This window comes from Streptosporangium sp. NBC_01639, from assembly GCF_045209755.1.
GTDB lineage: Bacteria > Actinomycetota > Actinomycetes > Streptosporangiales > Streptosporangiaceae > Streptosporangium.
The window spans coordinates 4,782,574-4,795,718 of the sequence record NZ_CP109272.1; the positions used below are offsets into that span (position 1 = coordinate 4,782,574).

General features: G+C 65.7%; 11 protein-coding genes and 1 pseudogene. 6 read left to right on the forward strand and 6 right to left on the reverse strand.

Annotated elements, in window-relative coordinates:
• Positions 1-7: 7 nt before the first annotated feature.
• From OHA77_RS21890 to OHA77_RS21910, 5 genes and pseudogenes are all read right to left on the reverse strand, one after another.
• Positions 8-1,827: pseudogene (locus OHA77_RS21890) on the reverse strand (IS481 family transposase).
• A 195-nt stretch (positions 1,828-2,022) separates the two neighbouring features.
• A complete protein-coding gene (locus OHA77_RS21895) occupies positions 2,023-2,811 on the reverse strand; it encodes a hypothetical protein (RefSeq protein ID WP_406311421.1) in 789 nt (262 codons plus the stop codon).
• Between the two features lie 1,032 nt (positions 2,812-3,843).
• Positions 3,844-4,425, reverse strand: coding sequence for a TetR/AcrR family transcriptional regulator (locus OHA77_RS21900; RefSeq protein WP_406311422.1), 582 nt, complete (start codon positions 4,423-4,425; stop codon positions 3,844-3,846).
• A 36-nt stretch (positions 4,426-4,461) separates the two neighbouring features.
• The gene (locus OHA77_RS21905; protein ID WP_406311423.1) at positions 4,462-5,991 is read right to left on the reverse strand and encodes an MFS transporter; all 1,530 of its coding nucleotides are present in this window, start codon (positions 5,989-5,991) and stop codon (positions 4,462-4,464) included.
• A gap of 1,085 nt (positions 5,992-7,076) precedes the next feature.
• Positions 7,077-7,313, reverse strand: a complete 237-nt coding sequence (locus OHA77_RS21910) for a hypothetical protein (RefSeq protein WP_326826417.1) — start codon at positions 7,311-7,313, stop codon at positions 7,077-7,079.
• Positions 7,314-7,589: 276 nt separating this feature from the next.
• On the opposite strand from OHA77_RS21910, the gene OHA77_RS21915 reads away from it, so the two are divergent.
• The 6 genes from OHA77_RS21915 to OHA77_RS21940 all read left to right on the forward strand — a co-directional run bounded on the left by OHA77_RS21915 (position 7,590) and on the right by OHA77_RS21940 (position 12,011).
• Positions 7,590-7,745, forward strand: a complete 156-nt coding sequence (locus OHA77_RS21915; protein ID WP_406311425.1) for a transposase — start codon at positions 7,590-7,592, stop codon at positions 7,743-7,745.
• Positions 7,746-8,083: 338 nt separating this feature from the next.
• Positions 8,084-9,382: a hypothetical protein gene (locus OHA77_RS21920; protein ID WP_406311426.1), complete on the forward strand. Its 1,299-nt coding sequence runs from the start codon at positions 8,084-8,086 to the stop codon at positions 9,380-9,382.
• Between the two features lie 100 nt (positions 9,383-9,482).
• Positions 9,483-10,133 (forward strand): class I SAM-dependent methyltransferase, encoded by a 651-nt coding sequence (locus OHA77_RS21925; protein ID WP_406311427.1) that lies wholly within the window; start codon positions 9,483-9,485, stop codon positions 10,131-10,133.
• Positions 10,134-10,333: 200 nt separating this feature from the next.
• Positions 10,334-10,540 (forward strand): hypothetical protein, encoded by a 207-nt coding sequence (locus OHA77_RS21930; RefSeq protein WP_326826414.1) that lies wholly within the window; start codon positions 10,334-10,336, stop codon positions 10,538-10,540.
• Between the two features lie 181 nt (positions 10,541-10,721).
• Positions 10,722-11,387 carry an MOSC domain-containing protein gene (locus OHA77_RS21935; RefSeq protein ID WP_406311428.1) on the forward strand — a complete coding sequence of 222 codons (666 nt, stop codon included), beginning with the start codon at positions 10,722-10,724 and terminating at the stop codon, positions 11,385-11,387.
• 108 nt (positions 11,388-11,495) lie between these two features.
• The gene (locus tag OHA77_RS21940; RefSeq protein ID WP_406311430.1) at positions 11,496-12,011 is read left to right on the forward strand and encodes a hypothetical protein; all 516 of its coding nucleotides are present in this window, start codon (positions 11,496-11,498) and stop codon (positions 12,009-12,011) included.
• Here OHA77_RS21940 and OHA77_RS21945 read toward each other — a convergent pair.
• Positions 12,004-12,902, reverse strand: a protein-coding gene (locus OHA77_RS21945) for an IS5 family transposase (RefSeq protein ID WP_406319854.1) whose coding sequence is annotated in 2 segments (ribosomal slippage) — positions 12,004-12,558 and positions 12,561-12,902 — 897 coding nt in all. Because the reading frame shifts where the segments join, the coding sequence is not laid out codon by codon here. The genes OHA77_RS21940 and OHA77_RS21945 overlap by 8 nt on opposite strands.
• Positions 12,903-13,145: the final 243 nt, after the last annotated feature.

A 13,145-nucleotide genomic window follows, 5' to 3' on the forward strand; every position in this document is an offset into this window, starting at 1 on the left:
TGGCCCATCAGGCTTCCACCGTTGTGGTCAGTGATGCGGCCCGCCGTGATGGCTGGGGCTTGCGCGCTTTGAACCGGGCGATGGGTTTGGTGGTGGTGCGGGCGACCTCGGCGATCACCTGGCCGGCACAGGTGATGCGGAAGCTCCCGTCGGCCTCCTCGACGGTCATGGTCGCTCCGGCATGGCCGATGCCGACGCCGATGCGCTGTCCGGCGATGGCGATCCAGCCGCGGCTGCTGACCCGTCGCTGCACCCGGATGGGGTCGGTGACCGGTTGGGGTGCTGGCCCGGCGGGACGTGCGTCGCGCAGACAGGCCATCTCGCCGCCGGTGAGCGGGTTGGGCAGACTGCGCAGCAGCGTGCGGCCGTCGGTCAGATGCAGCACGGCGCCGTCGATGCGGACGGTCAGTCGACGTCCGGTGAACGGGAAGCCGACCGAGTACTGTTTGCCGCAGAGAGAGACCAAACCGGAGGCGTTGACGGTCCAGTCGACCTCGATCGCCTCGTCGGCACCGGGACGGGCCGGTTCGGCGGCGGCCCGGATGCGGATGCCGCCATCGGCGATCAGTTGCCGCAGGTGCTGAAGGGTGAGCCGGGACGGCACTTTCTTGATCCTCACTCCGGCAGCCAGCAACTCGACGGTGCCGGCATCGGCCCGCAGCGTGAGCGTGAGACCGGCCCGGTGGGTGCCGAGCCAGAACTGCTGCCCGCAGACGGTCAGGTTGCCCGAGGCGGGCACGATGCGCGTGAACTCAACGGCCAAATCGATGGGACCGATCCCGTTCACCGGCATCACCAGCCGGGTTGTCTCGACCTGCGCTGAAGCCACCGCCGGCTCAGGAACGGTCGCAGGTTCCGCCTCAGGGCCGGGGAGCGCTCCGGCGGGGCGCAGGGCCGCAGGCAGGCGTATCGGCAGCCGATCGTCGCAGCGGAGCCGGAACCGGTCGGCGGGACGGTCCATCTCCAGCGCCTGGTGGGGTCGGTGGATGTTGTAGTCGGCGACGAAGGCGTCCAGCACCTGCTGGGCATGCTCGATGCTGTCGAATGGGCCGTGCTCATCCAACAGCTCGCGTCGCAAGGTCTGGTGGAAGCGCTCGACCTTGCCGGTGGTGATGGGCGAGTGCGGGCGGGTCAGCCGGTGGGTGATGCCGTTCTCCCGGCAGATCCGGTCGAACAAGACCTCTCCGCCGCGGCCGAACCGGGCGGTGAACTGCTTGCCGTTGTCGGTCAGCAGCTCATCGGGGATCCCGTAGCGGCTCAGCGCATCGGCCAGGGCCAGGCACACGGCCCGGCCGGTGGGGCGGGCCACCACGGTGGCGGCCACGCAGTAGCGGGAAGGGTCGTCGACCCCGGTGACAATCTTGCATTCGGTGCCGCCGGCCAGCATGATCCGCCGACGATGTCCATCTGCCACAACTGCATCGGCTCGCAGCGCTGCCAGCGCTTGTAGTCCTCGCGCCGCCGGCCTCTGGGGGCGGGCTGCACCAGACCGTGGCGCACCAGCACCCGGTGCACCGTCGCCTGGGACGGCACCGGACCGGGACAGCTCCGGCGGGTCAGCTCCTACACCAGACGGCGGGCGCCCCAGCGAGGATGGTTACGCCGCAGTTCGCAGATCAGCGCCTCCACCACAGCCGGGATCCGGGTCGGTGAGGTGCGCAGGCGGGACGAGCGATCCGCCAGCCCGTCCAAGCCCTAATCGCGGTAGCGGCTCAACCATCGATGCACCGTTTGACGGGAGACCCCGAACCTGAGGGCGACCTCGGTGACGCTCGCCCCAGACAACACCTGCAGCACGGCTTGGTACCGCTGCTCGAGCACGCTCAACTCCGCCAGCACTCGGCGAAGTGTCACACAGGTCCTGAGCACGATCTGTCACGCAGATCATGAGACCTGACAATGTGATCGGCCGCGAAACACCGAGACAACCATTGCAGGTAACCAAGGTCGGTGGTTTGCGGTTTTACCGCAGGCTAAAGAGTAGGACGTCGCTTGACGAGCGTAAGTTCCAGCACTTGACTTCTATGGGGTTCCTTGGACTTCAGGGTGCATGACCTCGTATCTGATTTCTTCATTCAAGCGAACCACGCGCACGTACGTGTCTTCCCAGATGTCTTCCACCACCTCATCTATGAGTTCGGCAGCATCGCCACCCGTCCAACAAATGTGCGTCTCTGTCGCTTGGCCTTTCAGATATGCGATACCTTTCTGACCCTCGCAGATCGAATAGCTTGCGTCGCGCCAGCTCGCACCCATCGAACACAAAACAGTGCGTTGATCCTTACCTAAGCATTCAGTCATCGCTTGACGCCATTGACTGTCACATGTGTCCGCCTTGTGGAAAACACCTTCATTGACGTCGCGGAGGCAATAGATCCTCATCCGCTGGCCGAAAGCGCATTCATTGGAGGATAGTTCTGCGTCTGCGCAGGTGAGGAACTTGTCGAGTAGATCTGCACACCAGACCTTTAGTGTGCGGCAGACGCTCAGAACCTCAAGATGCGTGACACAAAACGGGTCACTCCCTCTGGGATCATCGCGACATTCATAATAGGAACGCTGTGGGTCTCCACAGTCAACGAAGGGGTCACCATACAATCCTGGGCACCGCAGGTATTCTCGTTCGCCAGCCGCGCAGACATGGTCAGAACGGGCAGGAGTTCCTGTACGGCAGGACAGATAGGAGTCGGCCGAAGCATCGCACATCCTAGAAGTAACAGCGTTCGACTGTGCACCATCTCTGCATTCAAACCAGACGATCAAGGCGCGATGGCACAGAATATTCGCGTTCTTGACTTGGTGCTGCTCCATACATGCGTCGAATCTAGGAGTTGCCTTGTATCCGGGATCTGTCTTGCGGCAGTCCAGCCCCCTGGGCCCGTCCCCTTCAGGGCATGTCTTATCAGCTGCGACCTTCTCGTTTGTTCCATACCAGGTCGGCTCTGGAGATGGAACCTTCGATACAACAACCGCAGGAGCACAGGCAGTAAGCATAACCATGATCAAGAAAACGGCTAGCCCGTTCCGAGAGCCACGCCTCGCTAATCTCATCAGTTCTTCTTCCGACAGCGTGCTACGTGCGGGAACCAAGCAAACCACCTCTCCCGTGTGGCGGGAAGGACGTGATTGGCTGGCCGCCTGAAAGGGAGCCAAATCGCGAGCCACGCCGGATGAACTGGGCTGAACGAAGGTGAACCCGTTTGACTGGCCAGCGCTACCGCCGAATCGCCGGGGACTGATCGAAACCATGGGATTCTGGTTCGAGTCCTCTCAGCTGCGCACAGCTCAAGGGCCACTTCCGATCACTGGAGGTAGCCCTTTCTATCCGTACAGCATGTTGTCTCGTGATCACCCGTTGCTCCCGGTTGTCGGTGGCGGCGGGTGTGGGCCACCGTTTCCGGTGGGGGCCTTTTGCTGACACCCTTGCCAACAGCGCCGTGGATCCGGTGGCTGCTCCATGACAGGGCGGGTGCCGGAGGATCGATCCTCAACACGATCACCCGTATGGCGATGGATGGAGATCACGGAATAACGGACGGGTCACTCTGCTGTGAGCGAGCGGGTCGATGAGCTCACCGAGCAGATCGCGCAGCGACGACAGCAGATCACGAACCTCAGTACTGCGAGCGGTGCGAGACGGCGCAATCGGCAGCCTGATCCGCTCGCCTCGGATACGACGAGGGGAGGGGCCGACTGATGAGACGTTCCTGCGGCGGCCTGGGCTTCCAGCCGGTGCCATCATCCGATGGGGAACGGTGCTTGCCAGGCAGCGATTGCTCTAGCGGCAGTGACGGTGTCCCGCTCGTCTTGCTCCGGTCCCGCTGTGGATCATCGTCAGCTCGTTCAAAAGACGACCGTATCGCGGTGCGCGTGGATGGCACGGGTCAGGATTCGGCGGACATAGTCGGTATCGGCGGGGGCGTTGTCGATGAGGATGGCGGTGCACAGACCATCGGAGGCGACGACGAGTGCGGCGATGGCCTCGGGATCGTCGGTGAGGGTGGCTGCGAGCTCGGCGATGTTCTCCCGCCAACGACGGGCGACGGGTGCCAGTGCCGGGCGGCGAGCTGCCAGGGTGGACAGCTCGCGCTCGGCCAGGGCACTTTCACGGCCGGGACCGGCGGATTCGGCGATCAGTTCGGCCAGGCCACGAAGCTTGTCCCCGGGGCTGTCAATGATCTGGCGGATGCGCGTGGTGTAGGTGTCGGCGACGCTGGACAGGGCCGCGACGAGCAGGTCGTCGAGGGTGGCGAAGTAGTAGGTGCTCAGGCTGATGGTGATGCCGGCCTGTTTGGCGACGGTGCGGTGGGTGACGCCCGTGGCACCGTCCCGCGTGACGATGGCGAGGGTGGCGTCGATGATCTCGGCACGGCGCTTGTTGCCCCGGGCCTTGCGCCCATCGATGTGCTCGCTCTCGCCGTTCATGCTCCCCTCCTGTGTGGTCCAGGGTAGTCGAGCACATCACCGCTGCTCCGTTTCGTCGTGCTGATTCTCCCCAAGCGGACGCACGTGCCGTAATGCCGTCAGGCAGAGCACGGCCGCTGCGGCGATCGCGACACCGGCCACGGCGGAGGCGATGTTCACCCCGCTGGTGAACATCCGCTGCGCTTCCTGCACCACCTGGGCGGGCACGTGATCGGCCACCGACAGCGCCCCGGAGAGGCTCTCAGTGAGACGCCCCTCGATCTCGGGCGAGACGTCCGCAGGAGTGGCCATGCGGGCGGTGTAGAGGGCGGTGGTGAGGCTGCCGAGGACGGCCACGCCGACGGCGATGCCGAGTTCCTGGACGGTCTCGGACATCGCGGCGGCCGATCCGGACTTCGAGGCCGGTGCGGCGCCGACGACCATATCGGTGCCGAGGGCGGCGATCGCGCCGAGGCCGAGGTAGACGAACGCGAACCCGGCCACCACCATCACCGCATCCCCGGTGCCCGCGGTGGCCAGCAGCGCGTAGCCGATCACCGAGAGGCCGAGCGTGATCGCCATGACCAGGCCGGGACGCACCCGCCTGGCGATGAGCGGTGCGCCGATCGCTGCGGCGAACATCGCCAGAGCGGGCGGCCCCATCCACAGGCCCGCCGCGAACGGCGTCAGGCCTTCGACGAGCTGGAGGTACTGGGTGACCAGGTACATGGTTCCGCCCACCCCGACCAGTCCGATCAGCAGCACGGCCAGCGCCACGGAGAACGTCCGATTCGTGAACAGCGTGACATCCAGGAGCGGCGCGGTCAGGCCGCGCTGGCGACGCACGAAGACCACCCCGGCTACGGTGCCGAGTACAGCGAGGATCACAGTGCCGAGGTCGAGGCCGTGCGCTGCGGCGTGCTTGATCGAATAGATCACCGGCAGGATCGCGGCCAGCGACAGGGCGATACTGGCCAGGTCGAGGCGGCCTGCCTGCGGGTCGGCATACTCGGGCAGCAGCGTCCGTGCCCCGGCCAGCACGACGACCGCGATGGGGACGGCGAGCAGGAACGCCGCTCCCCACCAGAACGTGTCGACCAGAGCGCCGCCGACCACGGGTCCGACGGCCATGCCCAGGGCGAACATCGTCGCCCAGACCCCGATCGCGACCGCGCGCTGACGCACATCGGCGAACATGTTCGAGATCAGCGACAGCGTCGAGGGCATCAGCGTGGCCCCGGCGACCCCCAGCAGTGCTCGGGCGAGAATCAGCCGCTCGGCACTCGGGGCGAAGGCTGCGAACACCGAGACTGCGGCGAACGCGGCCATTCCCATCATCAGCAGGCGACGCCGTCCGATCCGGTCACCCAGAGTCCCCATGGTGATGAGGAACCCGGCGATGAAGAACCCGTAGACGTCCATGATCCACAGCGTCTGCGTGGCCGACGGGTCCAGCACCTCGGCCATGCTCGGAAAGACCAGATACAGCACGGTGACATCCAGGCCGAGCAGCACCGTCGGCAGCGCTAGCAATCCCAGCCCCGCCCACTCACGCGTTCCCGCACGCCGGGTCGTGACCTCTGGCATGGCGTCCTCCCTCGCTGAGAATATTTGAACGATAGTACAACTAGAACTATCGTTCAAACATGTGCGAGAGAGGAGGGCACCAGGAGTCTTCGGAGGCTTGGCACCTGCGCTGGACGTCATGTGCCGGCGGTGCTCCCTTGGCTAAGCGATCACTGCCCGGGGGCGTGGCGAAGACGTTCACGCTGGTCGTTGCGCGCACCCGCGCGGTTCACTCACCCACCGCGCCGATCGCCTACGACTGTGTGATGAGGGGCCGTGATGATTCCGGACAGCCGCCTTACGGGTGGGTGCTGCCTGGATAGCTGCGGACACAGCGTTTCGCCCAGGACACCGGCCAAGGACAGGCTGATCGAGCCATCACCCAAGCATGACCACTCATAACAGTCCTGCCGTGGTGTGCGCGCTGAGCTTGTCCAGCAATCCCGAAACGGACATCGCGACATGTTCGTCGACTTCGCCGAGGCCCTGCGGCCGGGACCTCGCCCACTGGAATGGGTTCTATGACATTTGTGGGCACCCATCGACAATCCCAAACTGGCCACGGATCGAAGGCCAGGAGTTCGAGTCCTCTCAGCCGCGCAGCAGGTCAAATACCCTCCGAGGCCATCCTGGAAAGTCTTTGGCGACTTTGTGGCACGATGCGGGCCAAGGAGATCGACAAGTGAAAGGGGCGACAGTTACGGCAGGAGCGTGAAGTGACTGCCGTGGGAGTTCTTCACGGCTCCGAAATGGCGGTGGTCGATGGTGGCGATCTCCCGGACAGCGAGTCTCTCCGCGACTGCGATCACGGCGGCGTCCACCGCGCCTAGGGGAAGTTCGCGTACTTCACCATCAGGGCTTTCATCCTGGCGACATCGGCGATGGTCAGTGGCTCCATGGTCAGTTCGCCGTCCACGATGGACTGCAGGAAGTCGGCTTCCGCGGCCGGTCCTATCCGTGATTCCGTAGCCAGCAGACTTCTGCCAAAACCGGGCCGGGGAGGATCAGGGGGCCTGGGTATGTTTCGAGGAGATCGAGGCAGCGGGCATGATCCTGGTCTTTGCGGTTCATCGCTGCGTACAGGGGGCCGGTGTCGCAGATCAGCACTAGCTGGTCCGGAACCGGTCAAGAAGGATTTCCTCTGAGCGTCGGGCGCTATCCGGCTCGTCGGCGATGATTCCGGCGAACGACAGCCGTCGTCGTCGGCCATGCGCTTCGGTAGGTGGCGCAGGTTCGCTTTCGACGAGTTCCAGCGCGACAGCACGCAGGGCTCGCGCCTGGTTCAGGGTCAAGCGGTCAACCAGGCGGTGAAGGTCGTCGTACTCTTCAGGGGCCGCGCTCATGACAGTGAGTTTACGCCGCACCAGAGATCATCAGGAGGCATTGTCGGATGTGTCCATCGAGGTGCTGGACGGCAGTCCGGTACAGCGATACCGCCTTACACGATCACATCCCACCGGCCTGTACCTACCGCACGACCAGGGCGAGCGTTCGCCAACCTGCGTGGTGCCGCCCACTCGTAAGAAAGAGGCCTGGAGTTCGATTCCCCAAGGCGGCTCCCGGATCAGAGTGACCCTCCCTCGTACCGTGGAGATCTGATCTGAGGGGGAGGCCGGGTCATGGGAGAGACCAGACGGAGTTTCGATCCGGAATTCCGGGCGGGTGCGGTGCGCATCATTCGGGAGACCGGGAAATCGATCGCCTCGGTCGCCGAAGACCTGGGGATCAATGCGGGCACGCTTTCTTGGGACCTGACATATCAGGCCATCGGGTGATAAAAGCCCCAACAGACTGACGTCCGGATCCTCTGCGAACAGCGCCGATCGTCCCAAGATCGCCACGGTTCGTGGAGCGGCAAGTATCCAGCCGCAATCACCTTCGAAAGCCGTCTGATCTCGACCTCCCGATAGAACGAATAAAGATGGATTTACTCCATTTGCTGGACAGGTCCCGACGCAGCTCGGGAAGATCGGAGACCTTGATCAAGGGGCGACATGGCGTCTCAGCCGGGAGGGCAGCCTGTGGCCGGGGAAAGGCGGGCTCTCGGTTTCCGCATTGCCATCAGGCATGTTCATGACACCGGGCCCGGCCGCAAAGAGTGAAGGGATGTTTCATGTCGCTGGAAATCGGCGGTGTGCTCAGGTGCGTACTTGCGGGAGCGGTGGCCGTCGGCCTGCTCACCGCCTGTGGCGGAGGCGCGAAAAGCACCGATTCGGCAGAGCCGAAGGAGTCCCGGGCCGCCAGTGGGCGGCCGCCGTCGCCGTCCCCGTCTCCTACGCGGGTCGCACCGAAGACGCAGCTGTCGGTGCCCAGCCTCTATGACACCTCCCAGGGCTGGGAGTCCGATCTGCCCGGGACCCAGCTCGCCCTGCCGCACTCCGAGGCGGTCGCCGTCTTCCGTCAGGGCGGCAGGAACAACGGTGACTTCACCGTGCTGGACGTGACCAGCGGCGAAATCCTGTGGAAAAGTGCGACGGTGGAAGGCTTCGGCTCGATGTCTCCGCTCTCGGTCACCGTGCAGGGACAGGACTACCTGATCGCCTCGGCATCCGGAGCCAAGGGCGCGGGCACCGTCAGCAAGGGGCGTGAGGTCACCACGATCGACATCTTCTCCGCCCGTGGTTCCGGAGACGCCGTCAAACCGGCCCGCCATCTCGAACTGGAGGGCGAGGGCGTGGTCAGGGACGGCGGTGGCGGACTGCTGGTGGAGCTGGACGACGACGTGGTGATGACCGTGGATCCGGCCACAGGCGCGATGACGAAGTACGACCTGGATGAGCTGGAGCCCCCGGCCGACGAGTGCACGTTGTGCCTCGGGAAGACCAAGGCGGTCGCGGTGACGTCCCGCGGGCCACTGCTGACGGTGGACTCCCACTCCTGGGTGCCGAAGGCCTGGTCGAGCGGGGGCCTCACCACCAACAGCGAGAACACGGTCTTCGTGGGCCTGATCGCAGAGGACGCCCTGGTCGCGAAGTGGCACGACGAAGGAGCGACCGACGACACCTGGGCCGTCCTGGACTCCGCCACCGGGAAGGTGCTGGCCAAGGTCGACTGTGAGTCGCCGCACGGGATCGTCGACGACGACGCCGAAGGCGCGGCCCTCTCCGCCGCCGGACGCTATCTCGTCCGGAGTCACACGGTCTTCGATCTGGAGAAGGGCACCGGCCACTGCTTCGAGGAGACCGATCAGGACAAGCCGATCCACCTGACCGGTGTGACCGACGACGGCGTCGCCTTCGGCAGCGTCGCCTTGGACGGTAACGGGTCCAAGGCATCGGTCGTGATCGACGTCGCCACCGGCGAGGCCAAGGACAGCGAGCACGGGGCGGTCCCCTTCAGCGACTACGCCGGCTACGGGCTGTTCTGGGACGACTCCGCCAACACCATGGTCGCCTATCCGCACGCCAAGTGACATCGGCCCTTCGGCCCTGGTGCTGCGTTCCTGCTGAGCGGCGAGATCAGACGTACCAGCAGGGCCGGCGGGTCTCGGTGATCTCCTACCATGGCCTCCCATGACCGAGCCGGACTTCCTTACCGCCACCCGAGCCGCCTACGACACCGCCTCCGCCCTCTACGCCGAGAGCATCCCCGAGCTTTTTCATGCCGGCCCGCTCAACCGTGCGATGATCCCCGTCTTCGCCGAGCTGATCCGGGCCGCCGGTGACGGTCTGGTGGCGGATGTGGGGTGCGGCCCCGGCCACATCACCGCGTATCTCCGCTCCCTCGGCGTCACCGCCTTCGGCGTCGACCTGTCACCGGAGATGATCGCACTCGCCCGCGGTGCCCATCCGGGGATCCGTTTCGAGGTGGGGTTGATGGGCGCCCTTGAGGTGGAGGACGCCTCCCTCGCCGGGGTGCTCGCCAACTACTCGATCATCCACACCCCGCCCGAGCGGCTCCCCGAAACGTTCGCCGAGTTCCACCGTGTGCTCGCGCCCGGCGGCCACCTGCTGCTCGCCTTCCAGGCGTACGACCACCCCACCGAGCCGGCGGAAGCGTTCGACCACAAGGTGTCCCTCGCCTACCGTTATTCGCCCGACCACGTGGCCGAGCTGCTGCTCAAGGCCGGGCTCGCCGAGGTCGCCCGGCTGGTCTGTGCTCCCGGCGAGGATCCCCAGCGGGGCTTCCCACAGGCACACCTCCTCGCTCGCCGTACGGCCTGACCCGCCTCGGGTGCGGGCCCGCTTGCCGTACGGCCTGACCTGCCTCGGGCGCGGGCCGGAAGCCTCGGCGTTGGTTTCGGCCTGTTCGGGGGCCGCACGGCCATGATGCGAGGGTGAGTTTTGGGACCGTTCCCAGGGGGTACCCCGGCCGAGATCAGCCAGTGCTGAGATAGGTGTGGACCGACAAGGGGGGAGGTCCGATGGACGACCAGAGCCACTTCCGCCCCGACGACGGCGGGCAGGCGGTGGCGCAGCCGACGATCGACCGGCTCCGGGAGCCGGAAGAACGGTTGGATGATGACCGCCATGATGCACGGCATCTGGCCGAACGGACGCGAAAGCTGGGAGAACGGCTGCAGCAGGCTCAGGCCGTTGCAAAAGCCCTGATCCGTGCGAACATCCCCTAGCGCGCGTCGTCGTCGCCACCGCTGCGCCGCCCCTTGGCCACCGCCGTCCGCCGCCGTCGGGGCCTGGAGCCCGTAGAGGTCGTGGCCGTGCGGCTACAGCGCAACCGTCATGCCATGCGTGCCATACAGGGCTGTCCGCCGGACAAATAATCCCCTTATATCCCCACATACAGTGAAAACTATGGCTCGACTTCTCTCGGTGAACATCGCCCACCCGCACGCCGCCGACTACACCTCCACCGATGTCACCGGGATCGACAAACGTCCCGTGGACGGCCCGGTCGCCGTGGCGGCCCCCGGACCGCGGGGTACGGCAGGCTCCGGGGTCGCGGGAGACACGGTGGGTGACCCCCGGCACCACGGCGGCGATCACCAGGCGGTGTACGCCTTCGCACGCGAGGACCTCACCGCGTGGGAGAAGGAGCTCGGGCGCGAGCTGTCCAACGGTGTGTTCGGTGAGAACCTCACCACCTCCGGCCTCGACGTCAACAGCGCGTCGATCGGCGAGCGGTGGCGGATCGGGGCGAGCCTGGTCCTCGAAGTGACCTCTCCGCGTATTCCGTGCCGCACCTTCGCGGGCTGGCTGGCGGAGAAGGGGTGGGTCAAGCGGTTCACGCAGGCCGCACGGCCCGGCGCCTATCTCCGCGTCATCGAGCCAGGGGAGATCAAGGCGGGCGACGACATCGAGGTCGTCTCCCGGCCGGAGCACGGGGTGACGGTCGAGTTCTTCTTCCGCGCCCTGACGACCGAGCCCGATCTGCTGCCGCGGGTGCTCGACGCGGGTGACGCGCTCAACCCCGCCGACGCGGCGAGCGTGCGCAGGCGGCTGGAGCGCGGGAAGCGCTAGGGCGTGTCCCGTGATCATGCGGGTGCGCTAGATAGAGCCGCTTCAAGTGTGCAATGCAGGGTCGGAACTCGTTTGTGTGCGAGGCGATAAATCTGCCACGGTGCCCGGGTGGCAGTTCTTCTGGGTGACAAGCACAGGTTTGCTGTGGAGGTTGGCGACTGGGTCGACCCGGCGCTGCGTCGGGTCGACCTGTGGGCGGCCGATCAGTGGTTGACCTGTGACGACAACCTGGCCTATGTCAAGCAGTTCCGCCGCGCCGTGGCGGGCACCGCTGTCTGGGTGCGCTCCGGCCATGGTTCGCCCCTGCCCTTCGCCGGCCTGTCCCCAGCGGCCACTCATCGGCGGCTTTCCACCGGGATCGGAGACTGCGAAGAAGACTACGAACAGTTCTGGATCTTTAACCGCTGGGGACCCACGACCGACAACGTGCAAGCCTTCCTCTTCCGCGACGGAGACCATCTGGTGATCACGTTGCAGTTCTGGCGTGAGGGGCACCTGGTCAAGCATCCCGAGCATGCGGGAATGGTCTTCGCGGTTGAGATCCAGGCTGCGCAATTCGCTGGAATCCTCGAGGATCTAGTCGCCGTTCTCGCCCATGGTGAGGGCCTGCCCGTGATCATGTGACGGGGTGGCGGAGCCAGATGCGGATGGAGGCGACGTCGATGGTGCCCTGGTAGATGAGTTCTCTTTTGTCGTAGCGGGTGGCGACGGCGCGGTGTTGGCGGAGTTTGTTGATGCAGCGTTCGACGGTGTTGCGTTCTTTGTAGGCCTCTCGGTCGAAGATCGGTGGCCGTCCGCCTTTGGAGCCCTGGTTCTTGCGGTTGGCCTGCTGGTCCTTCTTCACCGGGATGACGGCTTTGATGCCGCGTCGGCGCAGGTAGCGACGGTTGGCGCGGGAGGAGTAGGCCTTGTCGGCCATCGCCCGGGCAGGGCGCTTGCGGGGCCGTCCGACCCCCCGCCGCAGGATGCGGATGGACTCCAGCAGCGGAATGAACTTCGGGCAGTCGGCGTGCTGACCGGGCGAGGTGATCCGGGCGATCGGGCGGCACCGCCGGTCGGCGACCAGGTGAATCTTGGTGGACAAGCCGCCGCGCGACCGGCCCAGCGCCTCGCGGCCGGACGTCACCCGTTCGTGATCTTTATTGGCCCCTTTGAAGGGATGTCGGCCGCTGGGGCATGGCGCGCGCCGGCCGCGTGCTGGTGAGCGCGCACCACGGTGGAGTCAGCGCTGATCGTCCAGTCTTGGCCTTCGGTCTCGTCGCATCCAGCCCGCAGTCCGTTCAGGATTTGTTCCCATGTCCCGTTCAGTGACCAGCGACGATGTCGGTTGTAGACCGTCTTCCACTTCCCATAGCAGGGCGGCAGGTCCCGCCACGGGCAGCTCGTCCGGGTTCGGAAGAAGATCCCGTTGATCACCGTCCGGTGGTCGTTCCACCGGGCGCCCTGTACCGCGTTCACCGGTAGTAGCGGCTCCAGCCGCGCCCACTCCTCGTCCGTCAGATCGTGACGCTTCAGGCGCTCCTCATCCACATGGATGATCTACACCAAACCCACATCAAAGATCACGGGACACGCCCTAGCGGCCACAGCCCGGATCACGGCCCCGGACTTCGCTGCCGTCGCACGGGCGAGGGCGGCGCCCGCCGGGCGACGGTCCAGCCGGTTGTTCCGAGGGGGTGCCGGGCGGTGGTCGGGTGCTGACGGCCGTCACTCCGAGTGGTCAATTCGGGTCGCCCGAATACCCCAAATTTGCCAACA